Below are 26,537 nucleotides of genomic sequence, written 5' to 3' on the forward strand. Positions count from 1 at the left end.
CGACATCTAAATGTCTGTTCTGAATAATTCTCTTTAGAATTTTCAGGGTTGTTGTCTATTGTTTAATTATCAAGGTTCTTTTTGTTTCGCCGTTTAAAATCGGCTCATTTAGTTTATCATATTCATTGACGTTTGTCAAGAACTTTTTAAACTTTTTTCGATCAGCTTTTCAACCGGTCATCGCTATCTTTGTTTCAAACATTCGTTTGCCTCAGCGACAGCTTATTTAGAATATCATACTCAGTTGTGTTTGTCAACTGTTATTTTATTCTTTTTTTAAAATTGTTTTTCATCTATTTTGAAAGATGTATGTTGCCGTCTTCTGCGTTGACTCTGTTGCCTCACGGCCTTGTCTCTCGCGACGACTCAGTTAATATATCACAGCAGTCGAACTTTGTCAATAAGTTTTTCTAAACTTTTTTATTCGTACCACTTATATATCAACAAACGGAGAAAGAGGGATTTGAACCCTCGCGCCGCTATTAACGACCTACTCCCTTTCCAGGGGAGCCCCTTCGGCCAGCTTGGGTATTTCTCCACATAAACTGCTCGATCATCATCGTACAATTCAACTCTTTGTATGCGTCAGACCTCTATGTCACCTCACATACTTTGACATATAAAAAACTACCAGGATAAACTTGGTAGTTTTTATAAAGCGGAGAGGGTGGGATTCGAACCCACGCGCCCTCTCGGACAAACGGTTTTCAAGACCGCCTCGTTATGACCACTTCGATACCTCTCCATCTATTAACTTGTCTGTCGCTTCCGCATCACCTCAGCGACAAGATGTATTCTAGCACAGCTTTTCACTGTCGTCAACACTTTTTTCAAACTTTTTTTGTTTTTTTCTATTTTTCTTATTTTCAGGTATTTCTGACATATGTATACACTTCTATTTCGGAGTATATTAGTTCGAGTATGTCTGAAAAATGCTTCCCGCAAGATGTACGTCACAATTTGTGTGTGATTTTGTCTGAATGAGGACGGCATAGTGGGCTACGTCAACCGAACGAAGACAAAATATACCACAAAGCGGGACATATAGATTGTATGAATGTCTTTCCCGACATGCCCTATGTGACGATGCCATAAATTGCCTGGCTATTACGATTTGTTTACTGTGCTCACAAAAAGACTATTCCCAAAGCATAGCCGTCAGGCAATTCGTGGTATCAGATCAAAAGAGACAGTTCTTATATACTTTCAATAAATCCTTTCGCTGTCTCCAGATCTTCCGGTGTCGTAATCTTAATATTACAATAAGAGCCTTCAAACAGCTTTACAGGTATCTGCATTTCCTGTTCCACTACCATGGCATCGTCTGTTACATTTTCACGGTCATGCTTCATCAGCTTCTCATACGCCTGTGTAATAAGTGCTGTTTCGAATACCTGCGGGGTCTGTATGATCCATACATATTTGCGTACAGGCGTAGTAACTGCGAACTGATTTTCGTCTACGATCTTTACTGTATCCTTACTCGGCATACCAGCAACACATGCACGGTTTTCTTCCACACATGTATAACCTCTCTTTATAATTTCTTCGTCTACAAACGGTCTGGCGCCATCATGAATATACACGTAGCCTTCTTTTGCCTCTTCTCCTGCCATACCGTCACGGATAGCCTTTAATCCACTCCAGACAGAATCGTAGCGTTCTTTACCACCCGGAACTACTGCACGTACTTTTCCGAAGTGATATTTATTCACAATCTCTTCCGTCACATAATCTTCCTGTCCGGCTCCGGCCACCATGATCACATCATCAATAATCTCTGATTTTTCAAATGCTTCCAGGCAATAACAGATAATTGGTTTTCCACACAGTTCAATATACTGCTTCTGAATAGATGTTCCCATTCTTTTTCCCTGTCCTGCCGAAAGCACAATTGCCACGCATCTCTTTTTCATTTGCTCTTCCCTGCCTTAATTCACCTGATTAGCGCTCACCAAGCTTCAGATTCGGAACTGCATTCAGATCCCATCCACTTCTGGTTCCATTCATATATTCATAATAGGCTGCCACACCGATCATCGCTGCATTATCCGTACAGAAGATCGGAGACGGGTAATAAAACTTCACGCCTCTTTCTTCACATGCTTCTTTCATGGCCGCACGTAGTGCACTGTTGGATGCAACTCCGCCTGCTATGGCAAATTTATCTACTTTGTACTCTTCTACTGCATGCATGGCTTTTGCAACCAGTACATCGGTAACTGCTTTCTGGAAAGACGCTGCTATGTCTGCCTGATTGTACTCTTTGCCTTTCATCTTGCATCCATTGATATAATTTAATACGGCTGATTTTAATCCACTGAAGCTAAAATCATAAGGCGCATCTTCTACATTTGCACGTGGAAATGCTATGGCATCCGGATTTCCTTCTTTTGCTACTTTATCAATCTTTGGTCCACCGGGATATCCAAGTCCGATTGCACGAGCTACTTTATCAAATGCTTCTCCTGCCGCATCGTCCCTGGTTCTTCCGATAATATCGAATTTTCCGTAGTCTTTTACACGCACCAGGTGTGTATGTCCTCCGGATACAACCAGTGAAAAGAATGGCGGCTCCAGTTCTTTGTGTTCAATAAAATTGGCCGCAATATGTCCTTCTATATGGTGTACACCTACCAGTGGCTTTCCTGCTGCGTAAGCGATAGCTTTTGCTTCCGCCACACCTACTAACAGTGCACCTACCAGCCCTGGTCCATAAGTAACACCGATTGCATCAATATCCTCAAGGGTAACATCTGCTTCTTTTAGTGCTTCCTCAATCACCTGGTTGATCTTTTCTATATGTTTTCTGGATGCGATCTCCGGCACAACACCCCCATAAAGAGTATGCAGTGCAATCTGCGAAGAAATCACATTGGACAATACTTCTCTTCCGTTTTTTACGACTGCTGCCGCTGTCTCATCGCAGGAGCTTTCAATCGCCAGTATTAATACGTCTTTTGTCTCGCTCATGTTCTTCCTCCTAATCCTCAAATACCAGTTCTACAGATCTTTTATCTTTTGCAGCGATCGAATTCGGGAATATTGCTTTAACATCATCCATGTATTCCTCCGGCTTTGTAAGTGACGGACTGTAGTGTGTCAGCCACATCTCTTTTACCTGTGCATCTTTTGCAAGCTGTGCTGCTTCATAAAAAGTCATGTGTTTGTATTCTTTGGCTTTTTTCTGTTTATCTTTTTCCCCGTACATACCTTCACATATGAACAGATCTGATTTTTTTGCATTTTCCCTGATCGACTCTGTCGGTCTTGTATCTGTACAATATGTAAGCTTAATCCCTTTTCTTGCCGGTCCAAGTACCATATCCGGTGTGTAGACATGTCTCTGCGTCTCTACTGTCTCACCTTTTTGCAATAATCCCCAGTATTTCTGCGGAATATTGGACGCCGTTGCCCTTTCCACATCGAATTTGCCGGCACGGTCAATTTCCATGGTATAGCCATAGCATATTACATTGTGGTTGACACGAAATGCTTTTAGCCGGTAACCATTCATCTCGAATGTCTGCTCCGGCTCTGTGATTTCTTTGTACTTAATCTGGAATGGAAGTTCTGGTGCGATTACACGCAGTGAATTCACTACCCGCTCCAGTCCTTTTGGTCCGATTAGTGTAAGCGGCTTAGTACGGTCTGCATTTCCCATAGTAAGGAGCAGTCCCGGAAGTCCACTGATATGATCCCCGTGATAGTGGGTAAAACAGATGACATCGATTGGTTTAAAGCTCCATCCTTTTTCTTTTACTGCAATCTGTGTGCCTTCTCCACAGTCAATTAACAGACTGCTGCCATTATATCGAACCATCAGGGATGTCAGCCACCGGTATGGCAGCGGCATCATCCCTCCTGTTCCTAACAAACATACATCTAACATAATTTTCCTCTATTTCTATTTTTATATTTCTCTGATGCCGGGGTCAAAAGTCCACAGCTTCGATACCTGCGGATTGTTCCGCGCTACACGCTCCTGCAATCCTGGCATCTTTCTATATTATCCGGCCGGATCTTAAATCCGGCTGTCAGTTCATCGTAACATTCTTCACATAAGTCAAAATGATCTATCCTGTTATCTTTTTCAGAAAAATATCCCCATCTTTTATCTATACTTAAGACATCCTCACGGGGAACCCCCTGTATAACAGGAATCCTCTTACCGCATTTATTACATATGATCTGTGTTAATTCTTTTGTTTCTCTTGTCTGTTCTACAAACTGGCGCATACCATTCCTCCTGTAGTCACACTTTTTCTTCGGATACGCCTATATTATAGCTTTCCACTTCTGTACTGCCTAGTGGAAAGTGTTGTAAGAATTTCCATTGTTTAGAGTGTATCTTTAAGAAATGATTTCGCAGACACGCTCTAGTCCAGTATTATTGACATTAATACTGCATTTTCTTTTGGATTTTCATAATAATTCTTTCTGATTCCATCTTCTGTAAATCCGCATTTTTTATAAAATGCTCTTGCAGGTTCATTACTTTCCCGGACTTCCAGCATGATTTTTTTTATTTCTTTTTTCTTACAAAATTCCTTAAGGAACTGGAAAATCTGTGTGGCAGCACCGCAGCGACGCATGTCAGGGGATACCGCTATTCTCGCGATTTCTCCTTCATCCAGCACATAATAAAAGATCACATAACCTGCAATCCGGCATCTGTCTTTTACTTCTTCTTTTTGCGCATTATTTGCGATAAAAATCTCTGCATTTTTCTGATTCCATGTCTCCAACAGGCTTTTTTCACTCCACGCATCTGAAAATATTTCTTTTTCCAGAACCGCCAGCCCCGGAAGGTCTTCCTGTTGCGCTCTTCGTATGTCTAACATGCTTCTATGTCCCTGATAAGTGCCTCTACAGCTTCCGGCTTTGTCGCCCAGCTTGTACAGAATCTTACGGCACTTTCTGACTCTGACACCTTGCTCCAGAACTCGAATACATACTTTTCTTTTAACTTTTCAAGATCTGCATCCGGGATCACCGGGAACTGCTGGTTCGTATAGGAATCGTACAAAAGACCGTAGCCCTTATCTGTAAATGCTTTTCTAAGCTTCATGGCAAACTCATCTGCCCGTGCAGAAATCTTAAAATACAGATCATCCGTGAACAGTGTATCGAACTGGATTCCCAGAAGACGTCCTTTTGCGAGCATGCCGCCGTTCTGTTTGATCATATAACGAAAATCTTTTTTCAGTGCATCATTTGTGATCACGACTGCCTCACCAAACAATGCTCCCACCTTGGTTCCGCCGATGTAAAATACATCTGTATACTTTGCAAGATCTGCAAGTGTAATATCATTTGTTTCTGCCATCAGTCCGTATCCGAGTCTTGCCCCGTCAAGGAAGAGGTAGATGTCGTATTTCTTACACACTTCATAAAGATCCATCAGTTCTTTTTTTGTATACAATGTTCCATTTTCTGTCGGATGAGAAATATATACCATACCTGGCTGTACCATATGTTCCTGGCTTCCATCCGTCCAGTGTGCATGGCACAGTTCATCTACCTGTGCGGCGCTGATCTTTCCATCCTCACTTGGAAGTGGCATAACTTTATGGCCGGTCGCCTCGATCGCTCCTGTCTCATGTACATTGATATGTCCACTGACAGCCGCAACTGCTCCCTGGTATGGACGAAGTGCTGCACTGATCACTGTTGTATTCGTCTGTGTTCCTCCCACGAGAAAATGCACATCTGCCTCCTGGCATTCACATAAATCTTTTATCTTTTTTCTCGCGCTGTCACAATATGGATCCAGTCCATATCCATTTGTCTGTTCAAAATTAGTCTCTACCATGCGCTGCATAATTGCCGGATGCGCACCTTCTGTATAATCACATTGAAATCTATACATGTCCAAGTCTCTCCTTCCGTTCTCTTTCTGCCTGAGACACGCGGAGATAATCCGGCTGATGCTCTATTGCACTTTCTGTTTTTCCTGCTTTATAATACTGCATTCCCAGTGTTCCTACGGATGCGGCTCTCTGACGGTTCATATTCGCCGGAGCAAATGTAATATTTTCTCCCGGAAGGATCTCTTCTGTTAATTTTGCCTTATGCACAGGCACTCCATCCCCGAGGAATGTTACTCTTCTTCCTTCTTTCAGATATTTCTTCAGTTTTTCTCCCAATTCTTCGATCGGAACTGCCATCTGATCTTCCAGTACCTGAATCTCCTGATTCTTAAATTCATAGATACCCGCATATACCTGTCCGCGTCTTGCGTCCATGATCGGGCATACGATATCTGTTATTCCACACAGATTATATGCAAGGCCTTCTAATGTAGGAATATGAATCAGTGGTTTCTTAAGTGCCAGTCCAAGCCCCTTCGCTGTTGCTGATCCTATACGAAGCCCGGTAAACGATCCCGGTCCGCCTGCAACCGCGATTGCATCAACGGTGTTAAGATCCATCTCTGTCATCTTTACAATCTCATCCAGCATTGGAAGCAATGTCTGGGAGTGTGTCTTTTTATAATTAACTGTATATTCGGCAACGACCTGGTCGTCCATTGCCCCGTCTTCTACTACAGCTACGCTGGCAACCAGGCCTGAGCTGTCTAATGCTAATATTCGCATATCGTAATCCTCCGGTAATCGAATCCTTTTTCCAGATCCTTTTCTATTTTAATCTCTGTATAATGTTCCGGCAATATTTCCTCAATCAGATTCGCCCACTCAATCAGACTTACGCCTTCTCCATAGATATAATCTTCGTAACCGATCTCATCCATCTCTTCCACATCACCGATTCTGTACACATCAAAATGATAAAAAGGAAGTCTTCCTTCTTCGTAGATCTGCACAATAGTAAATGTCGGGCTGCTGACCGGTTCTTCTATTCCCAGTCCTTTGGCAAGTCCTTTGGTAAATATAGTCTTTCCTACTCCAAGATCTCCCACCAGTGTATACACCTGTCCAGCGCAGGCCTTTTCACCCAGCCTAAAGCCAAGATCCCATGTCTCTTTTTCGCTGTTTGTCTCTATTATCATAAGCGCTCCCTTTCTATATTTCACACTTTTTATGTTACATTGTTATTATTATTCAGTATCTTTAAGTATAACACATCTTTTTTTCTTCTGCTACTCATGTTATACTCAGAAACATAAGGTAATACATAGGATCTGCCATCGGCAGCTTCTATTGCATACTTAGGTATCATGAATAATAACACTAAAGATACCGGCTGTCTGTACATATTGTCTGACAATTACAATTCATTATTTTATCAGGAGGAATACTTATGAAATTCACTTTTTATCACAATAATATCAATGTTGCTGACCTTGATAAGTCTATTGAGTTCTACAAAAAAGCTCTTGGACTGAAAGTTACAAAAGAAACGGTTGCAGATGACGGAAGTTTTAAGCTTGTCTTCTTAGGCGATGATACTACCCCGCACAAATTAGAGCTTACATGGCTTCGTGATATGGACAGACCTTATGATCTTGGAGATAACGAGATTCATCTGGCTATGCAGACAGATGATATGGATGCGGCGTTTGCATTCCATAAGGAAATGGATTGTGTCTGTTTTGAAAATCCTGAGATGGGTATTTACTTTATCAATGATCCGGATGGGTATTGGGTGGAGATTTGTCCGGCAGAATAAATTGCTGTTTAATACATTAATTTGGGGTGGATTCCCGGTCCTTGCGTATGCGATACTTAATGTATTAAATGGAGGGCGTAACTGAGAATGCTTACCCCGGTAGTTCTTTTTATGATACTCCCGGGGTAAGCATTCACGGTTACGCCCTCCAACTATTTCATACACTATCGCCTGCCAATCACGACATGAGAAAGCGCTGGTATCCTGTTTGCAGCGTTTTTTGGCGCGATGTGTAGAAGTTCTTAGGCAGTTTGACTTTCCGTTAAAGGGACGGAGCGACACTGTTTGAGCCGAACGGCGAGTTTGGAGCGGAGTCCCTTTCGTCCTTAGGAAAGTCGGACTTCCTTAGAACTTCTGCATCGTGACATCTAGCAGCAAATAGGATACCAGCGCTTTCTCATGGACCGGGAGGCCACCATGAACTAGTGTATTAAACAGCAATCCTACGCATTCATTTTTAAGATCGGACTTATTTTTTTATAAACCAGGAACACTATCAATGACACCAATGTTCCTTTCAGCAGATTAAACGGTCCTACTGCCAGAATCACAAATGTCTTGATGTCTGTGATATGTTTGTTGACTGCTGTTCCCATTCCTACCAGCGCATCAAGTGGCATTCCGAAGGCTTTGGCGTATGCAGGGAGCAGGATGTAGGCGTTCATGAAGCATCCGACTACGGTCATGAAGACGGTTCCTGTCACCATGCCAAGCAAGGCGCCGTTTCTGGTGTGTTTTTTGCGGTATATCATTGCTGCCGGCACAACCAGGGAACATCCAATCAGGAAGTTTGCGATTTCACCGACTCCTGCTGTTAAGGTTCCGTTGATTGCAAAGTTTAATAAAATCTTGATAAATTCTATTGCAGCTCCTGCGAGCGGCCCCATTGCAAAGCTTCCGATCAGGATCGGTACTTCACTAAAGTCAATCTCGTAAAACGATGGTGCAAATGGAAGCGGGATCTCGAACAGCATCAATACGGTTGCAATTGCTGAGAGCATACCGATCTGTGCCATCGTTCTGATCTTGTTTCTGTTTCTTTCATTTTGTTTTGCCATTACTTCTGTACTCATCTTTCTTCTCCTTTAAACTTATAAATTTCTAAAGGAAGAAACTTCTTAATTCGAACCATGCGATTAGCAAATTGTCACTTGTAATTTATTTGAAATAATCCTGCATCTTAGAAAGTGGATGTACACGTTGGTATATCATCTCTCCTGTCACTTACAGCAAAAACCCCGGCACTTGAAGTACCGGGGCTATGATTTTTCAAATATTAATTCTGCAATTATCGCATCATCCTTCTCTCATCCAGACTTTACTGTCGGTTCCGGAATTTCACCAGATCGGCTGATTTTTCTGATACCTGTCCTGTTATTACTGAACAGTCATTTTTTTAAATCAGTTCGCGGACTTTACCGCCGGTTGGGAATTGCACCCTGCCCCGAAGAATCTTCTTTTCTCAGATATTATAATACAGATTACTCTCCCTCGCAACAGCTAATTAACTCCAATCACATTTATATTTGGATTGCTGTTCAAAAGGAACACCCTTCTCGCCTGAATCACTTTCTTACGCAATAAAATTCAAGCGAATAATAATTTGATTCATAACTTGAATCATTCTTATTTTGTGCTCATCTCGCGGATCAGTTTTCTGATTGGGAGTACGAATGTTGGTGATACGGATAATTCGTCGATTCCCATCTTAAGGAATGTCTCTGTCAGAGTCATGTCTGCTCCGAGTTCTCCACAGATACCAACCCAGCATCCTGCCTTGTGTCCATTTTCGATCGTCTTCTGGATCATGCGGAGTACTGCCGGATGATGTGCATCGTAGATGTTGTCAAGTTTACTGTTCTGTCTGTCGATTGCCAGTGTATACTGGGTCAGATCGTTTGTTCCGATACTGAAGAAGTCTACTTCTTCTGCCAGAAGGTCACTGATCATAACTGCTGCAGGTGTCTCGATCATGATACCCTGTTCTACATTACCATACTCGATTCCTTTTTCTGTCAGTTCTGCCTTGATAGACTCTACGATCTTCTTGATTTCTTTTACTTCATCTACAGAGATGATCATTGGATACATAATTCCGATATTACCATAAGCGCTGGCACGTAACAGTGCACGAAGCTGTGTACGGAAGATATCTCTTCTGTCTAAGCAGATACGGATTGCACGGTATCCCATAGCCGGGTTCTCTTCGTGATCCAGGTTGAAGTAATCTACCTGCTTATCTGCTCCGATATCAAGTGTACGTACGATTACTTTTTTACCTGCCATGTTCTCTGCAACTGTCTTGTATGCCTGGAACTGCGCTTCTTCATCCGGATAATTATCTGCTTCCAGATATAAGAATTCACTTCTGAACAGACCGATTCCGGCTGCATCATTGGCAAGTACACTTGCAACGTCTTTTACTCCACCGATATTGGCATATAATTTGATATGTTTTCCATCTACAGTAACGTCTTCTTTTCCTTTTAATTTCTGAAGAAGTTCTCTTGCTTTGATGTCTTCTTCCTTTTTCTCCTGCATTTTCTTAAGAGTCTCTTCATCCGGATCAATGTAGAATGTGCCTGTATAGCCATCTACAACTGCCATCTTACCATTCCACTCTTCTTTGATGTCTACTTCGATCAATGCCGGGATATTCATTGTTCTGGCAAGAATTGCTGTATGAGAGTTTGCAGATCCAAGTCTTGTTACAAATGCCAGAAGTTTTTCTTTGTCCATCTGAACTGTTTCACTTGGTGCAAGGTCTTCTGCTACTACGATTACAGGTTCGTCTCCGATTGCTCCGCCGCTTTCATTACCGCTTAAGATATTTACCATACGCTCGGAAATGTCTTTTACGTCTGCCGCTCTTGCCTTGAAGTAATCGTCTTCCATTTCAGCAAACATTTTCGCGAAGTTGTCTCCGGTAGTTGCCACAGCGAATTCTGCATTTACCTGCTGTGTCTCGATGATATTAACAACAGAATCGATATAATCATCGTCTTCCAGCATCATCTGATGTACTTCAAATACAGCTGCGTTCGCTTCTCCAACTTCTTTTAACGCTTTTTCATACAGTCCCTGTAACTGCTCTGCTGCTTTTGCGCGGGCATCCTCATAACGTTTGATCTGCTCAGCAGTATCTTCTATTTTCATACGTTTTACAGGTTGTTCTCCCTTCTGGTAGAACAATATTTTTCCAATTGCAATTCCTTTAAATATTGATTTGCCAGTATACGTCTCCATAAATGATACCTCTTCCTTCCTTCATTCTTTGTTAACATTCTAACTCACAATACGAGTAAAGTCTAGTTTTTCGTAATTTTGTTCTCGTTCACCTCATCATAACGAAGCTTTTCCATGGTAAATCCACGTCCTCTTACTTCGTTGATCTGTGTGATCGTAATAAATGCTTTCGGATCAATCTCCTGGATTGCTTCCTTTACAGAATATAGTTTTCTGCTGTGGATGACACATAATACCCCCTGCTGCTTCTTTTCTCCGTATCCGGTCTCGATATCTACCATCGTTACTCCTGCATCGATTTCTTTTAACACTTTTTCACGGATTTCTCTATATTTATCCGATATTACAAAGAGCTGGATCTGTGATTTTCCAAGGAGCATCATACGGTTTAAAACGATGGTACTTAAAACCAGGTTCAAAATACCATACAGAATCTGTTCCGAATCAGAAAACAGCATCTGGATTCCCAGAACAGAAAAATCTACAATATATAAAAATACAGCAACCGGGATATGGAACCATTTGTGTAACACAAGTGCAAGGATATCTGTTCCTCCTGTGGAAGCTCCAACTCTTACCACAAGACCAATTCCGATTCCAAGTATCACACCTCCATACAAAGCTGCCAGCATTGCATTATCTGTCACGTGATCAATCCCCGGAATCGACTGTACAACCGATAAAAATACCGGATAGGTAAATGTACTTATAATCGTTGTCAGTGCGAATTTTTTTCCAAGAAATACCGCTCCTAAAATGAACAGCATCGCATTGACTGCAAATATGATCACAGACAGATTAACCGGTAAATAATGGCTGATTGTAAGACCGATACCTGTTGCCCCGCCCATAATAATTCCATTAGGTATGATAAAAGCTGCTACTGCAAAAGCCAGCGTAAGATTTCCGCCCAGTACACCGAGCAGTGTCATCAAAGTTTTTCCCCAATTATTCTTCATTGTTTCCAATCCTCTCTGTATACTTTGTACAAATGTGGCATTCCCCATTACGCCACACCTTCATATTTATTTTTTTATTCTCCGCCTGTATAAAATTCTTTATATCTGCAGGACCTGCCACCGTCAGCTCCTTCCGAACGCATGGTGATTCAGACACGCTTTACATCTGATATTACTTTTAATTAATCCCCTTCATCGTAAGCTGGATTCTCTTCTTTTTGAGATCTACGCTCATGACCTTTACATCCACAATGTCTCCTACACTTACTACTTCCAGTGGATGCTTAATAAATTTCTTATCTGTAATTTCGGAAATGTGAACCAGTCCATCCTGATGTACTCCGATATCGACAAATACACCAAAGTCAATTACATTTCTTACTGTTCCTTTTAAGATCATGCCCTCTTTTAAGTCTTTCATATCCAGGACATCTGTTCTTAAGATTGGTTTTGGCATCTCGTCACGTGGATCACGGCCTGGTTTTTCAAGCTCTTTTACGATATCTCTTAAGGTAATCTCACCAATCTCCAGTTCTTTTGCAACCTTCGCATAATCACCGATTGTAAGCGAAAGACCTGTCAGTTTTCCACCTGTGATATCATCCAGTGAAAATCCCTGTTTTTTCAGAAGTTTTTCTGCTGCTTCGTAAGATTCCGGATGCACGCTTGTTCCGTCTAACGGATTGTCTCCGCCCTGGATTCTCATAAACCCGGCACACTGTTCGAATGCTTTTGGTCCAAGTTTTGCAACCTTTAACAGCTGTTTACGATCTGTGAATCTTCCGTTTTCCTCTCTGTATGCCACAATATTCTTAGCAATTGCACCAGAGATTCCGGAAATATATGAAAGAAGCGGTGCTGAAGCCGTGTTGAGATCAACTCCTACTTTATTCACACAGTCTTCTACAACTCCTGATAATGCCTCGCTTAGCTTTTTCTGATTCATATCGTGCTGATACTGACCGACTCCGATTGATTTTGGATCAATCTTTACAAGTTCGGCAAGCGGATCCTGCAGTCTTCTTGCGATGGACGTCGCACTTCTCTGTCCTACGTCAAATTTCGGAAATTCTTCCGACGCAAGCTTACTTGCTGAATATACCGAAGCCCCTGCTTCATTTACAATTACATACTGCACTTTTTGTGGAATTTCTTTTAAGAGTTCTACAATGAACTGCTCTGATTCTCTGGATGCGGTTCCATTTCCCACTGAGATCAGTGTGATATTGTATTTTGGAATAATCTTCTTTAATAAATCTTTGGACGCTTCGATCTTCTTCGGTGTTGTCGGTGCCGTCGGATAGATAACCGTCGTTCCAATGACTTTTCCGGTCGGATCTACTACTGCAAGCTTACAACCTGTACGGAAGGCCGGATCCCATCCAAGAACCGTCCGTCCGACGATCGGAGGCTGCATCAGAAGCTGGTGCAGGTTCTTTTTAAATACACTGATTGCCCCATCTTCTGCTTTTTCTGTCAATTCACTGCGGATTTCCCTTTCGATTGCCGGCGCGATCAGACGCTTATAACTGTCTTCTGCTACTTCCTGTAGAATTGGAGTTGTATATGGATTGTCCCCATGGATCATCTTCTTTTCCAGATAACGGATGATGTCTTCCTGTGGTGCTTCGATCTTAACATTCAGGAATTTTTCTTTTTCCCCTCTGTTGAGTGCAAGCACGCGGTGTCCTGCAAGCTTGCTGACCGGCTCTTCAAAGTCATAATACATCTCATAGACCGATTCTGCCTTTTCATCCTTTGCCTGGGAAATGACTTTTCCCTTCTGCATGGTTGCTTTTCTGATCCAGCTTCTGTAATCTGCTTCATCTGATACAGATTCTGCAATGATATCCTTTGCCCCGTCAACTGCTTCTTTTGCAGTAGCAACTTCTTTTTCCGGATTCACATATTCGAGCGCATAAGTCTCTACCGGCTTATCAGCCTTCTGTAATGTAATAAGTGCTGCCAGTGGTTCCAGTCCTTTTTCTTTTGCGATGGTTGCACGTGTCCGCCTTTTCGGTCGGTACGGACGGTACAGATCCTCTACTACAACCAGCGTCTCTGCTGCCAGGATCTGCTTCTTAAGGTCTTCTGTAAGCTTCCCCTGTTCTTCGATGCTTGCCAATACCTGTTCTTTCTTTTCTTCCAGATTGCGCAGATATAACAATCTTTCATACAGGGTTCTAAGCTGTGCATCGTCCAGCGTTCCCGTTGCTTCTTTTCTATATCTTGCGATAAATGGAATCGTGTTGCCTTCATCAATTAATTTTACCGCAGCATCTACCTGCCATCTTTTGACACCAAGTTCTCCGGTAATCACCTGATTAATATCCATACATTTGCCTATACCTTTCTGCTGTATTCAAAAGGGGTTTTCAGCACTGTGTGTACAACAGCAAAATTTCCCCTTGTCACCGCGGATAATTATAACTGAATTCACTACTCTATGCAATGGAATGGACAATACAGAGTTCACTCTGTTTTCTTGAAAATACATATTTCCTATGTTATACTGAACATAATTGAACTTATTAGGAAATATAAAGACTAAAAAGAGGTTTTACTTATGAATCAGGAAACACAGGGACTCTCAAAACAACAAATCAAATCCAGAGAAACGAAGGCAAAAATCTTCCAGGCAGCCAAACGCATCTTGCAAAAGCAGGGATATGAACAGCTTTCTATTAAAAACATCTGCGAAGAAGCAGGTGTTTCTAACGGGAGCTTTTATCATCATTTTAAAACAAAGGATGATCTTCTTTCCTATTATATTGAAGAACAGCCAAGCATGGACCCGGATCTGCTCGGTCTTCCTGCTGATGCCGGTGAGACAAAGAAAGCGATTATCTCTGTCTACCTTAATTATGTCCACTACTGTGAAGAGCTCGGAGTTGAATTTATGGCCAATTACTATACACCAAAGAATCAGTCCCTGAACCCTTTAAGCCGTACAGAACGTCCTTATCCAATCATCACGGTTCATAATTATCTGAAACGTGTGATTGACGCCGGCATCATCTCTCCTTCTGCGGATCTGGAAGATATTACCACCGACATCCGTATGATCGTCATCGGAAATGTATTCGAATGGTGTCTGAAAAGTGGAAATGCTGACTTTGAAGGAAATATGCAGCGTTCTTTAGAAACGTACCTGAACGGATTATTTTAATTATTGTATACAAAGGATGATTATAATATGTACACATTTATTGCCAATCCCAATGCCAGATCCGGCAGGGGTATCCTGCTCTGGAAGCAGATTGAGCAGATCTTAAAAGACAGAAAGATTACCTATCAGGTTCTATTTACCAAATACCAGCACCATGCTACCAGACTGGTGCACGATCTTACTTCTGACGGGGAACATCATACCATCGTTGTGCTTGGCGGCGACGGGACTTTGAATGAGGTTATCGATGGAATCGCCTTTCTTGACAAGGTTACGCTTGGATATCTTCCGCTTGGTTCCGGCAACGACTTTGCAAGAGGTGTCGGTCTTCCGACAGATATCCAGGAAACTCTTGACGAAATCCTCGCACCGTCGCATTATACTTATATGAACATCGGTGTGCTTGATTATGAAGATAAGCACCGCCGCTTCGCTGTAAGTACCGGTCTTGGATTTGATGCTGCTGTCTGCCATCAGGTGATGGTGACTCCTTTGAAAGCATTCCTAAATCGTCTGAAACTTGGAAAACTTACTTATCTTGGCGTTGCACTTCATAAACTTCTGACATTAAAACCTGTAACGATGACCATTACAACCGAAGACGGTATTACAAAGACTTATCACAAAGTCTACTTTACAGCTGTTATGAATCTCGGCTATGAAGGAGGAGGCTTCCGCTTCTGCCCTGCTGCCGACTGCAGTGATGACAGGCTGGATATCATTACTGTCTCAGATCTTCCAAGGCTTAAGGTTCTCTGCCTGCTGCCGACTGCCTTTAAAGGCTGGCATACACGCTTCCGGGGAATCAATATCGATACCTGCACGGAAGTTACAGTCACCAGTGACCGTGCACTTCCTGTACATACTGACGGCGAACCTGTATTCTTACAAAAAGGAATCCATGTTCACCTGGAAGATCAGAAACTTCGTATCATCACACCATGCAAATAATGTACACATTCTGATTGTTTTGGATTGCCCATATAATTCTATGTTTACGGCGATCCTGTGATAGGAGGACATTACTATGCTTTTGTTGATTTTCGGAATTATTACATTTTTCGTTGCTTCGTATTTTTATCTGATCTGGCCAAGACGTTCCAGGAAGCGACAGATTCATCCGTTTCTTCATACGATGTTTGCTCACAGAGGTTACCATTGTATCGAAAAAGGAATCCCCGAAAACTCGATTCCATCTTTCCGCGCAGCTATTTCCCGTGGTTACGGAATCGAATTGGATGTTCATCTTTCCAAAGACGGACAGCTGATCGTTTTTCACGATGATACTCTGGAACGCATCTGCGGACGACCGGAACAGATTGAAAATCTGTCACTCAAAGAACTTAAGACCTGCCGGCTTTCCAACACAGATGAGACCATTCCTCTGTTAACGGATGTGCTCTCTCTCGTCGACGGCCGGGTTCCTCTGCTGATCGAACTTAAGATTCCAAAAACTTCACTCAAAATCTGTCAGAAGACCTGGGATGTGCTCTCCAGATATCAGGGACCTTTTATGGTACAGTCTTTTAACACACTCGGCATCTGGTGGTTCAGGCGCCATGTTCCACATGTACTGCGCGGTCAGTTATCTTCCAATTTGACAGCAGATAATCTCCCGGAACCATGGATCCTGACCTTTGTTGTAAAGCATTTACTTGGAAATGTGCTTGGAAGACCTGATTTCATCTCTTATAAACTTGCAGATCTCCCGTCCTTTGAAGTCTGGTTTCTTAAGAGATTCCTCCGTCTTCCGATTGCTGTGTGGACGCTTCGTACACCGGATGCACTAAAAAAAGGAAAGATGCATTATGATATGCAGATTTTTGAGAGGAAGAAAGCGTATTATTAATATATTAATATTGCACGACATGCAAACTCGAAAAATGTTAAGATTCCATGAACTTGGTTGTTGATTCAATTTTTTCATGTTATAATGCGCTTTGAAACAAGATAAGATAATAGCAAAGGCTTTGAAAAAGGGGTAGTTCATATGAAGGCCATTGATAAAGCAAATAGTTTTTTGAAGAAATATCGTCACGCCTGGGTACTGTTATACTTCCTGATCTATATGCCATGGTTTGTTTACCTGGAGCGGCGTACAAATGTACGGCATTACATGATTCATTCTCCAATTGACAATCATATTCCTTTTATAGAATATTTCATTGTTCCATATTTATTATGGTTTGTATTTATCGCTGTTACAGTGGCTTATTTCCTGATTAAGGATAAATGGGGATTTTACAGGCTGTGTGCTTTTTTATTCTCTGGAATGACAGTTTTCCTGATTATTTGCACCATTTTCCCAAATGCATTAAACTTGAGACCAACCGTTTTTCCAAGGGACAATGTATTTACAGATCTGGTAAAGATGATATATAAGGCAGATACACCAACCAACGTACTTCCTAGTATTCACGTATTTAATTCGCTTGGTGCCTGCATTGCAATTTCACACAGTAATGATCTTAAAAAGCACAGATGGATTCAGATCAGTGCCTATGTTCTGGCAGGTCTTATCGTTCTGTCTACCATGTTCTTAAAACAGCATTCGGTAACAGACGTGATTGCAGCCGTTACGATGGCTTGTGTCATTTATCCATTCGTGTATGTAACAGCTGACAAGAAGGCTCCTAAGCTTTCCCAGCAGCCGACTTAAATGGTATACAGAGGACCTGCCACTGGCAGCTTCTCCTGTATGCTTTGGCATGTAACAAGAAAAAGAGAGGTATGAATTTATAATCATTCATACCCCTCTTTTTGTATCGCCATGCATTCTAATATCTATTTGCTTTTCTTTACCAGACAACGTTTTTTGAAGAATGCAATCCCATAACTGAATATCTGATCATACTCTTCTTCCAGCTCTTTTGTATACATACGGTCTGCTATTTGTCTTATTGCTGTATCACTATCCGCTTCCATTTTTTCTATATTCTTAGATACTTTCGCCTCAAAAACAGCAGCCCTTCCATTTGCGATATCATATACGACGACATCACTTCGTCCCTCTCCATGTTCACGGTTCGATTCCACTGAATAACCCGCTCCTGTAAATATTCCGGCAAGAAACGCATGATAAAAATCTTCTTTATAATCATGATAGCTGATTGTTTTCCGTAATAATGTATTCATTTCATGGGTCAATCTTTCACTGTTCCCGGACCATACTGCATCAAAAAGTCCTTTTCTACTCCAGGTTTTTGCACTGTCATCAAACCATTTTATAATTGTCGTTTCAAATATTTCCCGGATTTCTGCGTTTGGAATCACCAGTGCCGCCATCCCATCTCTTACAGATCCCGTTAGATTATCCTCCCTCACTTTCGTAAGATATCCTGTCAGATATAAAATACTCCAAAGATTATCTTCCGATGAATGCAGATAATCATACGTGAGATTTTCATCAATCCGTTGTACAATATATCCTCCGGCAAGCAACGTTTCCAGTTTCTTAGTAATATTGCTTCCTGCATAATCGATAAAAGACCGGATTACTGCATTATCACTCGTATTCTTCCAGTATCCTGCCGGTGCTGCTTTGGGATCACGCTGAAGATCACGCATATAATTCATGACATCCCATGGACAGTATACATCAAATTGTCCAAAATGATATCCATCATACCATGTTTTCACTTCTTCCGCATGTTCTGTCGTGCCGGCATCATAAAGAATAGTATCCACTTCAGTCTGTGTAAAACCAAAATATTCATTAAATCTGGAATCTGTAATATTATCTGACACAAAATTATTCGTTCCTGTAAAGATACTTTCTTTCGCAATCTTAAGACATCCTGTAATTACAGCAAACTGAAGTGCTGCATTATCTTTTAATGCTGTGCTCATAATCTCTTTCATGATGTCCAGCATCTGTTCATAATAACCATTGCTGCTCGCTTTTGCCATTGGTACATCATATTCATCCAACAGCAAAATAACTTGTTTGCCGTAATAATCTCTCATCAGTCTGATCAATGTATAGAGCGATTGTCCAACCTGGATTTTTCCGGAATTCCCACTTTTCAAATCTTTAAAAAGTTGCCTGTCATCCAGATCCATTTTTTCATTTTCCAGCAAGTATGCGTGTTCTTTATACAGATTAGATATCTGAACTGCAAGCCTTTCATAAGCATCTTCAAATGTAAGCCCGTCAATATCTTTCAATGTCAGAAATACAACCGGACACTGGTTCATCCATACGTTGCATAATGTCTCATCCTTTGCAATTTCAAGACCATCAAATAACTTTTTATTATCAAAACGTATATCCAAAAAATGAGCCAGCATGCTCATTCCCATTGTTTTTCCAAAATGTCTTGGACGGGTAATCAGTGTAACTTCTGCAGATTCTCTTTTTAATAGTTCTTTCAGCAATCCACTCTTATCTACATAATAATATCCATTTTCCCGAATTTTCTTAAAATCGGAAATTCCTACAGGAATATTAAGTCTGTCCTTCACTTTCTCCCTCCTTTTTGTCTTCTCTTTGATATATCAAATTTTAATAGTCCATTATCATGTCTCAAAAATCAGAATTTTCAATTTTCTCCAATAATCTATATTAATTATAGCATAAAACCAGGAATTACATTCAAAAATTTATCTCCGCTCAATCCCTGCATAAACCGTATATTTTTCAAATGCCGACGGGATCGAATATTCCTTCTTTATCTGTTCCGGGTGGATGAATAAAAATCCTTTCTCATTCGTCTTTTCCAGTTCATCCACGATCACTTCATATCCTGTCATATGCCATTCTATGTGACTGAAAATATGCTTTGCTTCCGGAAGCTTCTGTACTCTTACTGGCATGAGACCGATGTTCTTACTATATTCCGTTACTTCATCCATGGATAAGTGTCCATCCAGATTCGGGAATTCATATAGTCCTGCAAGCAATCCTTTTGCCGGTCGTTTACGGATGGCGATCTTATCATCATCTTTGAAAATAAGAACTGTTCTATCTTCAATTTTCCGGGCTTTCGCTTTCTTTTTCACTGGTATCTCAGCGGTCAGATCTTCTTTGTGTGCCACACACATTTCTTTCACCGGACATTCTTCGCATTTTGGCTCTCCATTTGGCACACATACAATTGCGCCAAGTTCGATCAGTCCCTGGTTAAAATCACTCGCCGCATTTTCCGGAATGATTCCTTCTAGTGCTGTTTCTATCTTTTTTCTGACGCTTTGCTTCATAATATCTTCGTAACTTCCGATGATTCTTGATATTACCCTGAGTACATTCCCGTCCACTGCTGGTTTTGGGATTCCATAGGCAAATGCGCTGATGGCTCCTGCTGTATAATTCCCGATCCCTTTTAGTTTCAGTATTTCCTCATAAGTATCTGGAAATGCACCATGATAATCTACCACGATCTGCTGCGCTGCTTTTTGCATGTTTCTTACACGGTTATAGTATCCCAGTCCTTCCCATAGCTTTAACAGCTTATCTTCCTGTGCTTCCGCCAAATCTTTTACCGTCGGAAGTGCTTTTAAGAACCTGTCATAATAGCCTTTTACTGCTTCTACTCTTGTCTGCTGCAGCATGATCTCTGATACCCATACGCGGTACGCATCCGGGTTGTGGCGCCACGGAAGGTCACGCTTATTCTTTCTGTACCAGTCTGTCAGCGGGGTTACGATATTGGCCAGCTTATCCGTTTTTTGTGTGTTCGTATTATTATTTATCTGATTTTTTCTTTCTTTCATTTTCACTCTTCCTAATTATATGATGTCACGGATTGTTCCACAGCTACTCTGCTCTCACAGTCCTTCATTATTTCCAGACACACTCTAAAGACTCCATCATATAACGCATGACATACTTTTACTGTGCATCTTTAATGTATTTCGAACATACTATCGAATTTATTATAACTTACACTTCTATATAACGTCAAAGCCCTTTTCCTGGAAATGTCGTCTTGGGTCCGACACCTTCAGGAAAAGGGCTCTTAGAAGGGAATGTGGCTGATCCTTGCCACGAACAATATTATCGTTTGATTACATTATATGCCTGTTTTATTGAAATTACCAATCGGTTATTCTCATGTGTTTATAGAATATATCTATAAATCATCTTTCTTTTCTATTATCATTTTCTATATGTATTCTTTATTATAGAAAAAAGCAATTGGAAAATTTATGAATAAAAGCCTATACTATTCATAGAAAATAAATATGAATATGATTAGGAGGTATTCGGTATGTCAATTACAGCTGAAACAGCGAAAGCTCATGCAAATGACCCTGCCGTATTATGTTGTAGAGCAGAGGGTGGAATCACAATTGAACCTGCAAACTTAGAGGATCCTGCAATCTTCGATGAATTAGTAGATTCAGGACTTTTAAATCTGGACGGATGTCTGAAAATCGGACAGGTTCTTGGGGCAAAATTAACAAAGACAAGTGATTCTCTCTGTCCACTGACAGCAGACAACGTAGAGGGATTCAAATCTGATGATGAATTAGCTGCTGACGAAGCTCCTGCAGAAGAAGAAGCTCCAGCAGAAGCTGCACCTGCTGCAAGCGTTCAGGGTGCTGTTACTACTATCAAACATGGTAAGGTAGTAATCTCTATTAAAGAAGGAAAAGATATTTATCTTGAGCTTCCTATCTAGTCATTATGAAGTTCCTGCCTCTGGCAGCTTCTTAATCCATTATGACAACTCTAAAGGGCAGATATCACGCAACGATATCTGCCCTTTTTATATCTGTTATCTGATTTCAGATCATTTTTTATATTTCATTTATCTTATCTCTCTGTCACACATACGCCCCATGGTTCCAGTACATAGCTTCTATCTGCCACACAGTTCTCCTGGCTGCCTTTCGCAATCACAACTTCTTCTTCCAGCTCCAGTACGATGCTTTGCTCTTGTTTCGAATAATTCAGATAAAATGTAACCTCTTTTCCCTGTGCATTCTTCCCTTTTCTTATAATCAACGGGAACGTTGCTTTTTCTTCACAGGATACACCTGCTTTTTCCAGTATATATCTGAAGAGTCTCTGTAATTCCGCTTCTTCAAACATACATCCGATATGATATGCATATCCGTCTCCATACTGATTTTCTGTAATTGCCGCGTATTCTTTCCAATTATAATGTTCATAAGAAGAAAGTACATTTGCCGTATCCGGAATCAGTAATTCCATGAATACTTCTGCTTCCGGATGAACCTCTCCCATTCCTGATAATGTAACTTTTTTCGGGAATGTAAACTGCTGATAATGCATCCCAAATACATCTGTCATGTTATGAGGCTGATCATCTGCATAGACTTTTACATTTTCATTGGCAAATCCTGTCTTAAAGGTTGAAACCAGTGTACCGCCCTGTTTTACATATTCTTTCAGACGATTCAGAACTTTTTCTTCTACTGCATAAAGTGCAGGTAAAATGATTACATCATAATTTTCGATGTTCTGGCTTTCCGGCCAGATGAAGTCGCATTCCACATTTATTTTATATAGTGCATCATAGATCCATCTTACTACATCGTTATAACGGATACCTTCATTTCCTGCTGCTGTCGCCTCAATTCCAAACCAGTTAAGTGCTGTTAATGCTTCATTACTTACCATGATTGCAACTTTATTTTCTTTTTTAAGTCCGCAAAGCTTATCACTGTATTCTGCCCATTCATTTCCTATTATCTGAGCTTCTTTATACACCGCATTTTCCTTGAAATCATGGCTTAAAATTCCTTTCCAATAAGTTTCAAAGGAATTGTGGATTGAATGCCAGTGCCAGTACATTACACCATTTGCCCCGGATGCCAGATGGCTGTATGCCTGAAGTCTTAACTGGCCTTTATATGGTGTCCATCCCGGATAGCCCTGAGCCTCTGTTTCAAGAACCAGATAATTATCATTTTTCAGGCATCTTGTCATATCGCCGCCAAATGCAATCTCGATACCGGTCAAATCATCCTGCGTCGGATGATAGATATCAACGCCTGCCATTGTAAGCTTCTTTGCTGCCTTGAAGTGACTGACATCAGGCTGTACACCATATGAATATCCTCGCCACTCAAAATCAAAGTTGTGTGTAATAAACTGATCCGGTCTTTTATATTCCGACACAATATCCGCCTGCCATCCAAGGAATTCATCCACCAAGCTTCTCTGATACTTTTCAAACTCTGCCCCCAGACTTCCGTTAATCGTACCTCTTACATCCGGAAAATCTTCCCATGCATTAATCCTGTTACTCCAATAATCCAATCCGAATTCATGATTCATCGCATCCAGATCATCGTGGAATTTTTTTCTTAAATATTTTATAAAACCAAGCTGTACATTCTTTCCTGCTGTTCCATAATATTTTGTCTCATTATCCACCTGAAAACCTATGACGCATTTTCTATGTGCAGATACTTCCATCAGCTTACGGATCACACGTTCTGCATAAAAGCGGTAAACCGGATGTGTAATATCCATAATCTGCCTTGCACCATAGATGCCTTGTCCTTGTTTTGTTGCTGCAATGACATCCGGATATGTTTTTACCATCCAGGTTGGAACCGCATACGTCGGAGTACCAATGATCACCTGGATTCCTTCTTTTTCCATCGCATCCAGCACACGTTCCACATGCGAAAAATCAAAAACCCCTTCCTGCGGCTCACAGGTACTCCATGTCGATTCTGCAATCCTGACTGTATTGATGCCTGCTTTTTTCATCATTCTTACATCTTCTGCAAGTCTGTCATACGGCATATATTCATCATAATATGCAGTTCCATAAATTAGCTTTTCCATTATTTATTCCCCTTCAATCTTTTTATCTGACTCTTATTTTGCTGCCTTACGTTCGTTTAAGTCTGACAGAATACCTTCATATTCTTTATCCAGATGATAAAAATACAGTACTCCGATCTGGATCAGTGTCAATATAATCGGCACATAGATATATCCTGCTTTGATTGCCGTAAGTGCACCACTTGTCTGTACTTTCGCAGAACCTACATATCCTCCGATATTCAGAATTACTCCAAGAAGTACTGTACTGAGTCCGTTTCCTAACTTCTGTCCGAAACTTGCTGCACTGTTGATCAGTCCTTCTGTACGTACGCCAGTCTTCCACTCACCATATTCGATCGTATCTGTAACCATTGCAAACATACAAGCCGAGATTCCCGAGTTACCGATTCCTCTTGCCGCACATCCAATAATCAGTACCGGTACGCTAGTTCCCGCAACAGCCATAATTCCATATCCGATGATCATAATTGCGGCTCCTGCCATCAGAACATTTCTCTTTCCATATTTCTTAACAAAGATTGCAATGAAGAACATACAAATAATCTGTGTTACCTGAAGTGCTACCGAAAATGTTCCGATCAGGTTACTGTTACCAAGTACATTCTTTGTATAATATACTTCTGCCGATCCATTCACACCCTGTGCAACGAAAATCAGAATCAGGTTCAATGTTGCCATAAACCAGTATTTATTCTTTAGAAGTGCTTTAAATCCATCTTTAACTGAAACATTCTCTTTCTTCGCTTCTGGATCATTTCCAACACGTTCTTTTGTTCCAAAGAATGTAATCATAAATGTGATGATCTCTAAAATACCAAACACGATAAATGTATATGTCCATGCATGTGCATCATTTCCAAAGAATTTTACAACTGGTAATGTACAAGTCTTAATAAATAATGTTCCTGTTGTCGCAAGGATCATACGGAAGATGCTAAGTACTGATCTTTCATACTGATTCTGTGTCATCAGTGCTGTCAGTGTTGCATACGGAAGATTGATTCCTGTAAATAATACAGTAAATGCAAGGTTATAACTGAAGAATATGTAGATCAGCTTTGCCGTCTGTGTCCAACCTGTCGGCACTGCGAATAAAAGAACCGTACCGATCGCATACGGAATCACCAGCCTTAAAATCCATACTCTCGCTTTTCCGTATTTTGAATTGGTTCTGTCGATGATAATCCCCATGATCAGATCACTGACTCCGTCAAATAGTCTGGAACATAGCATGATCACTCCGACCGCTGCCGCTCCTACGCCGACAATATCTGTATAATAGAACATCAGAAATGCGGACATTGCTGAATACATAATATTGCTTGAGAAATCTCCAAATCCATAAGCAATACGTTCTTTTACACTTATTTTTCCATTACTATCTGTTACATTTTGTGACATCTTATTTTCTCCCTTTCTTTTTTGATAGCATTATCTTATCAATCAGTCAGAGAATAATCTATCAATTATTTCGTTCATTTATCATTTATTTCTGGTATTTCTTCCATATTTTTTACGAAATTGATTCGGTGTCAGATTTTCGTACTCCCGGAAAACCTTTCCAAAGTAGCTCTGAGAGCAAAATCCAAGATAGTTTGCTATATCTTCTGTCTTGTATTCCGAATACTGTAACATGTTTTTTGCAAGCTTGATTTTTTCTCTTTGAATGTATTTCTGAATCGTGATTCCTTCCGTCTTGTGAAATAATTCTGACAGATAAGTTGTATTGGCTCCTATTTCATTTCCAATATTTCCGATCTCAATTTTGCTGTGTAAATGTTGAAAAATGTATTTTTTTGTATCTTCTACCAGCATATTTTTTACTTTCGGCTTTTTATTTTCCTGTACTCTTTCCAGAAATGTCTGTTCCGCTTTTCTCATGAACGAGCGTATTTCGACAATATTTGACATCTTTTCCACCTGCATAATATATGCATCTACCATGGAAAACGCCATTTCCGGGAGGACGCCTCCTTCAATTGCTGCACGGGACGCCAACGTGATCACACAGATGGCAATGTTCTTTTCCTGACGGATCTGGTTTTCTGAAAGTCGTCCTTCTGATCCCGCATATGTTTCCCTTAAGCTTTTCTGGAAACTTTCCATGTCTCCATTTCTTATACTATTCAGTTCTCTTACTTCCTGATCATATGGATTATGTGGGTTTTCAAACTCCATACGATCAAATAATACAGAGCCGACTTTACGTTCATGGATATGATCTTCGTTTACTTTTTCCCCATTCTCTCTCCAGAGATCTTCCAGTGATAATTCTGCTCCTGTCAGCATATGATATGCAAGCAGTACCGTCGTACCGAACCGGTCCCGGCTACAATATGGAATCTTTGGAAGCACAAACGAATCTTTCTGAATCCCACACTCCTGTGTCATGAATTTTTGCAGATCTGCCTGCTCATATTCTGCGAAGGATACCGGACCGATCAGATATAGTCCACTTTCTGCATCCTCAATTACTGCCGTTGTTACGCCCGGACACAGATTAATAAGATATGGTACGTTTTTTGTATCCTTTTTTTCTTCTCTGTATTTTTTCACTACGTAATCGATATGAAAATCTGTCAGATTACCATATATTTTTATTATATTTCTCTCTGGATCGAGTCTTGAAATAGATGTATGTAGAAGTTTTGCAAGCAGATTCATATTATATTCCATGCAGTTCCACCTTTATTCTTTATTCACACTTGTCTGATATACCACTGTTACAGCGTCTTTCCCATATTCTGGTAACTTCTCTTGC

General features: G+C 40.8%; 22 protein-coding genes, 2 tRNA genes, 2 pseudogenes and 1 riboswitch. Of the genes and pseudogenes, 6 read left to right on the forward strand and 20 right to left on the reverse strand.

Annotated features, from left to right (window positions below; genetic code table 11):
• Positions 1 to 448: 448 nt before the first annotated feature.
• The 11 genes from ACWJAF_RS10045 to tsaE all read right to left on the reverse strand — a co-directional run bounded on the left by ACWJAF_RS10045 (position 449) and on the right by tsaE (position 7,012).
• Positions 449 to 538: transfer RNA gene (locus tag ACWJAF_RS10045), tRNA-Ser, on the reverse strand.
• A 121-nt stretch (positions 539 to 659) separates the two neighbouring features.
• Positions 660 to 745 (reverse strand) — tRNA-Ser (locus ACWJAF_RS10050).
• Between the two features lie 165 nt (positions 746 to 910).
• Positions 911 to 1,093 carry a DUF6783 domain-containing protein gene (locus ACWJAF_RS10055; RefSeq protein ID WP_448863626.1) on the reverse strand — a complete coding sequence of 61 codons (183 nt, stop codon included), beginning with the start codon at positions 1,091 to 1,093 and terminating at the stop codon, positions 911 to 913.
• 103 nt (positions 1,094 to 1,196) lie between these two features.
• Positions 1,197 to 1,916 (reverse strand): 2-C-methyl-D-erythritol 4-phosphate cytidylyltransferase, encoded by a 720-nt coding sequence (gene ispD / locus ACWJAF_RS10060; protein WP_448863628.1) that lies wholly within the window; start codon positions 1,914 to 1,916, stop codon positions 1,197 to 1,199.
• 28 nt (positions 1,917 to 1,944) lie between these two features.
• Positions 1,945 to 2,973, reverse strand: coding sequence for a tRNA (adenosine(37)-N6)-threonylcarbamoyltransferase complex transferase subunit TsaD (gene tsaD, locus ACWJAF_RS10065; protein ID WP_296034013.1), 1,029 nt, complete (start codon positions 2,971 to 2,973; stop codon positions 1,945 to 1,947).
• A 10-nt stretch (positions 2,974 to 2,983) separates the two neighbouring features.
• The gene (locus ACWJAF_RS10070) at positions 2,984 to 3,892 is read right to left on the reverse strand and encodes a ribonuclease Z (RefSeq protein WP_448863631.1); all 909 of its coding nucleotides are present in this window, start codon (positions 3,890 to 3,892) and stop codon (positions 2,984 to 2,986) included.
• 83 nt (positions 3,893 to 3,975) lie between these two features.
• Positions 3,976 to 4,239: a hypothetical protein gene (locus tag ACWJAF_RS10075; protein ID WP_448863633.1), complete on the reverse strand. Its 264-nt coding sequence runs from the start codon at positions 4,237 to 4,239 to the stop codon at positions 3,976 to 3,978.
• A gap of 140 nt (positions 4,240 to 4,379) precedes the next feature.
• Complete coding sequence (rimI, locus tag ACWJAF_RS10080; RefSeq protein WP_296093877.1) at positions 4,380 to 4,844, reverse strand: ribosomal protein S18-alanine N-acetyltransferase; 465 nt, start codon at positions 4,842 to 4,844, stop codon at positions 4,380 to 4,382.
• Entirely contained in the window at positions 4,838 to 5,872 is a 1,035-nt protein-coding gene (locus ACWJAF_RS10085; protein WP_296034009.1) for a threonine aldolase family protein, read from the reverse strand. The genes rimI and ACWJAF_RS10085 overlap by 7 nt, the downstream gene beginning before the upstream one ends.
• Positions 5,865 to 6,599: a tRNA (adenosine(37)-N6)-threonylcarbamoyltransferase complex dimerization subunit type 1 TsaB gene (tsaB, locus tag ACWJAF_RS10090; protein WP_296093865.1), complete on the reverse strand. Its 735-nt coding sequence runs from the start codon at positions 6,597 to 6,599 to the stop codon at positions 5,865 to 5,867. The genes ACWJAF_RS10085 and tsaB overlap by 8 nt, the downstream gene beginning before the upstream one ends.
• Positions 6,587 to 7,012 carry a tRNA (adenosine(37)-N6)-threonylcarbamoyltransferase complex ATPase subunit type 1 TsaE gene (gene tsaE, locus ACWJAF_RS10095; protein WP_296034007.1) on the reverse strand — a complete coding sequence of 142 codons (426 nt, stop codon included), beginning with the start codon at positions 7,010 to 7,012 and terminating at the stop codon, positions 6,587 to 6,589. The genes tsaB and tsaE overlap by 13 nt, the downstream gene beginning before the upstream one ends.
• 251 nt (positions 7,013 to 7,263) lie before the next feature.
• On the opposite strand from tsaE, the gene ACWJAF_RS10100 reads away from it, so the two are divergent.
• A complete protein-coding gene (locus ACWJAF_RS10100) occupies positions 7,264 to 7,632 on the forward strand; it encodes a VOC family protein (RefSeq protein ID WP_448863636.1) in 369 nt (122 codons plus the stop codon).
• Between the two features lie 443 nt (positions 7,633 to 8,075).
• On the opposite strand, the gene ACWJAF_RS10105 is transcribed toward ACWJAF_RS10100, so the two are convergent.
• The 4 genes from ACWJAF_RS10105 to ACWJAF_RS10120 form a co-directional block, all read right to left on the reverse strand.
• Complete coding sequence (locus ACWJAF_RS10105) at positions 8,076 to 8,705, reverse strand: ECF transporter S component (RefSeq protein ID WP_448863638.1); 630 nt, start codon at positions 8,703 to 8,705, stop codon at positions 8,076 to 8,078.
• Positions 8,706 to 8,927: 222 nt separating this feature from the next.
• Positions 8,928 to 9,088: riboswitch (FMN riboswitch) on the reverse strand.
• 170 nt (positions 9,089 to 9,258) lie between these two features.
• Positions 9,259 to 10,878, reverse strand: a complete 1,620-nt coding sequence (gene ptsP, locus ACWJAF_RS10110) for a phosphoenolpyruvate--protein phosphotransferase (protein ID WP_448863640.1) — start codon at positions 10,876 to 10,878, stop codon at positions 9,259 to 9,261.
• Between the two features lie 62 nt (positions 10,879 to 10,940).
• Positions 10,941 to 11,837, reverse strand: a complete 897-nt coding sequence (locus ACWJAF_RS10115) for a YitT family protein (RefSeq protein WP_448863642.1) — start codon at positions 11,835 to 11,837, stop codon at positions 10,941 to 10,943.
• A gap of 178 nt (positions 11,838 to 12,015) precedes the next feature.
• The gene (locus tag ACWJAF_RS10120; protein WP_448863644.1) at positions 12,016 to 14,172 is read right to left on the reverse strand and encodes a Tex family protein; all 2,157 of its coding nucleotides are present in this window, start codon (positions 14,170 to 14,172) and stop codon (positions 12,016 to 12,018) included.
• A gap of 231 nt (positions 14,173 to 14,403) precedes the next feature.
• On the opposite strand from ACWJAF_RS10120, the gene ACWJAF_RS10125 reads away from it, so the two are divergent.
• From ACWJAF_RS10125 to ACWJAF_RS10140, 4 genes are all read left to right on the forward strand, one after another.
• A complete protein-coding gene (locus ACWJAF_RS10125) occupies positions 14,404 to 15,006 on the forward strand; it encodes a TetR/AcrR family transcriptional regulator (protein ID WP_448863646.1) in 603 nt (200 codons plus the stop codon).
• A 27-nt stretch (positions 15,007 to 15,033) separates the two neighbouring features.
• Positions 15,034 to 15,957, forward strand: coding sequence for a diacylglycerol/lipid kinase family protein (locus ACWJAF_RS10130; protein WP_448863648.1), 924 nt, complete (start codon positions 15,034 to 15,036; stop codon positions 15,955 to 15,957).
• A 76-nt stretch (positions 15,958 to 16,033) separates the two neighbouring features.
• Complete coding sequence (locus tag ACWJAF_RS10135) at positions 16,034 to 16,855, forward strand: glycerophosphodiester phosphodiesterase (protein WP_296030893.1); 822 nt, start codon at positions 16,034 to 16,036, stop codon at positions 16,853 to 16,855.
• A gap of 141 nt (positions 16,856 to 16,996) precedes the next feature.
• The gene (locus ACWJAF_RS10140; RefSeq protein WP_448863650.1) at positions 16,997 to 17,665 is read left to right on the forward strand and encodes a phosphatase PAP2 family protein; all 669 of its coding nucleotides are present in this window, start codon (positions 16,997 to 16,999) and stop codon (positions 17,663 to 17,665) included.
• 125 nt (positions 17,666 to 17,790) lie between these two features.
• On the opposite strand, the gene ACWJAF_RS10145 is transcribed toward ACWJAF_RS10140, so the two are convergent.
• Both ACWJAF_RS10145 and mutY read right to left on the reverse strand, forming a co-directional pair.
• A complete protein-coding gene (locus ACWJAF_RS10145; RefSeq protein WP_448863652.1) occupies positions 17,791 to 19,470 on the reverse strand; it encodes an AAA family ATPase in 1,680 nt (559 codons plus the stop codon).
• A gap of 138 nt (positions 19,471 to 19,608) precedes the next feature.
• A pseudogene (mutY, locus tag ACWJAF_RS10150) lies at positions 19,609 to 20,643 on the reverse strand (A/G-specific adenine glycosylase); the annotation flags it as partial.
• Positions 20,644 to 21,215: 572 nt separating this feature from the next.
• Between mutY and ACWJAF_RS10155 the strand changes: the two are divergent.
• Positions 21,216 to 21,626 (forward strand): annotated as a pseudogene (locus ACWJAF_RS10155) (D-proline reductase (dithiol) proprotein PrdA); the annotation flags it as partial.
• A gap of 137 nt (positions 21,627 to 21,763) precedes the next feature.
• Here the strand turns inward: ACWJAF_RS10155 and ACWJAF_RS10160 are convergent.
• From ACWJAF_RS10160 to ACWJAF_RS10170, 3 genes are all read right to left on the reverse strand, one after another.
• A complete protein-coding gene (locus tag ACWJAF_RS10160) occupies positions 21,764 to 23,773 on the reverse strand; it encodes a beta-galactosidase (RefSeq protein WP_296030887.1) in 2,010 nt (669 codons plus the stop codon).
• Positions 23,774 to 23,806: 33 nt separating this feature from the next.
• Positions 23,807 to 25,177 carry an MFS transporter gene (locus ACWJAF_RS10165; RefSeq protein WP_448863654.1) on the reverse strand — a complete coding sequence of 457 codons (1,371 nt, stop codon included), beginning with the start codon at positions 25,175 to 25,177 and terminating at the stop codon, positions 23,807 to 23,809.
• 81 nt (positions 25,178 to 25,258) lie between these two features.
• Positions 25,259 to 26,452, reverse strand: a complete 1,194-nt coding sequence (locus ACWJAF_RS10170) for a helix-turn-helix domain-containing protein (RefSeq protein ID WP_296093847.1) — start codon at positions 26,450 to 26,452, stop codon at positions 25,259 to 25,261.
• Between the last annotated feature and the right edge of the window lie 85 nt (positions 26,453 to 26,537).

Source organism: Dorea sp., assembly GCF_977044405.1.

Excerpts from the sequence above, each read along its gene's own strand:
- ACWJAF_RS10075 (WP_448863633.1), bottom strand. The coding sequence starts at position 4,239 with ATGCGCCAGTTTGTAGAACAGACAAGAGAAACAAAAGAATTAACACAG.
- tsaE (WP_296034007.1), bottom strand. The coding sequence starts at position 7,012 with ATGATAATAGAGACAAACAGCGAAAAAGAGACATGGGATCTTGGCTTT.
- ACWJAF_RS10170 (WP_296093847.1), bottom strand. The coding sequence starts at position 26,452 with ATGGAATATAATATGAATCTGCTTGCAAAACTTCTACATACATCTATT.
- ACWJAF_RS10055 (WP_448863626.1), bottom strand. The coding sequence starts at position 1,093 with ATGGCATCGTCACATAGGGCATGTCGGGAAAGACATTCATACAATCTA.
- ACWJAF_RS10165 (WP_448863654.1), bottom strand. The coding sequence starts at position 25,177 with ATGTCACAAAATGTAACAGATAGTAATGGAAAAATAAGTGTAAAAGAA.
- ACWJAF_RS10130 (WP_448863648.1), top strand. The coding sequence starts at position 15,034 with ATGTACACATTTATTGCCAATCCCAATGCCAGATCCGGCAGGGGTATC.
- ACWJAF_RS10070 (WP_448863631.1), bottom strand. The coding sequence starts at position 3,892 with ATGTTAGATGTATGTTTGTTAGGAACAGGAGGGATGATGCCGCTGCCA.
- ACWJAF_RS10115 (WP_448863642.1), bottom strand. The coding sequence starts at position 11,837 with ATGAAGAATAATTGGGGAAAAACTTTGATGACACTGCTCGGTGTACTG.
- ptsP (WP_448863640.1), bottom strand. The coding sequence starts at position 10,878 with ATGGAGACGTATACTGGCAAATCAATATTTAAAGGAATTGCAATTGGA.
- ACWJAF_RS10135 (WP_296030893.1), top strand. The coding sequence starts at position 16,034 with ATGCTTTTGTTGATTTTCGGAATTATTACATTTTTCGTTGCTTCGTAT.
- ACWJAF_RS10120 (WP_448863644.1), bottom strand. The coding sequence starts at position 14,172 with ATGGATATTAATCAGGTGATTACCGGAGAACTTGGTGTCAAAAGATGG.
- ACWJAF_RS10105 (WP_448863638.1), bottom strand. The coding sequence starts at position 8,705 with ATGAGTACAGAAGTAATGGCAAAACAAAATGAAAGAAACAGAAACAAG.
- rimI (WP_296093877.1), bottom strand. The coding sequence starts at position 4,844 with ATGTTAGACATACGAAGAGCGCAACAGGAAGACCTTCCGGGGCTGGCG.
- ispD (WP_448863628.1), bottom strand. The coding sequence starts at position 1,916 with ATGAAAAAGAGATGCGTGGCAATTGTGCTTTCGGCAGGACAGGGAAAA.
- ACWJAF_RS10085 (WP_296034009.1), bottom strand. The coding sequence starts at position 5,872 with ATGTATAGATTTCAATGTGATTATACAGAAGGTGCGCATCCGGCAATT.
- ACWJAF_RS10100 (WP_448863636.1), top strand. The coding sequence starts at position 7,264 with ATGAAATTCACTTTTTATCACAATAATATCAATGTTGCTGACCTTGAT.
- ACWJAF_RS10160 (WP_296030887.1), bottom strand. The coding sequence starts at position 23,773 with ATGGAAAAGCTAATTTATGGAACTGCATATTATGATGAATATATGCCG.
- ACWJAF_RS10125 (WP_448863646.1), top strand. The coding sequence starts at position 14,404 with ATGAATCAGGAAACACAGGGACTCTCAAAACAACAAATCAAATCCAGA.
- tsaB (WP_296093865.1), bottom strand. The coding sequence starts at position 6,599 with ATGCGAATATTAGCATTAGACAGCTCAGGCCTGGTTGCCAGCGTAGCT.
- ACWJAF_RS10140 (WP_448863650.1), top strand. The coding sequence starts at position 16,997 with ATGAAGGCCATTGATAAAGCAAATAGTTTTTTGAAGAAATATCGTCAC.
- tsaD (WP_296034013.1), bottom strand. The coding sequence starts at position 2,973 with ATGAGCGAGACAAAAGACGTATTAATACTGGCGATTGAAAGCTCCTGC.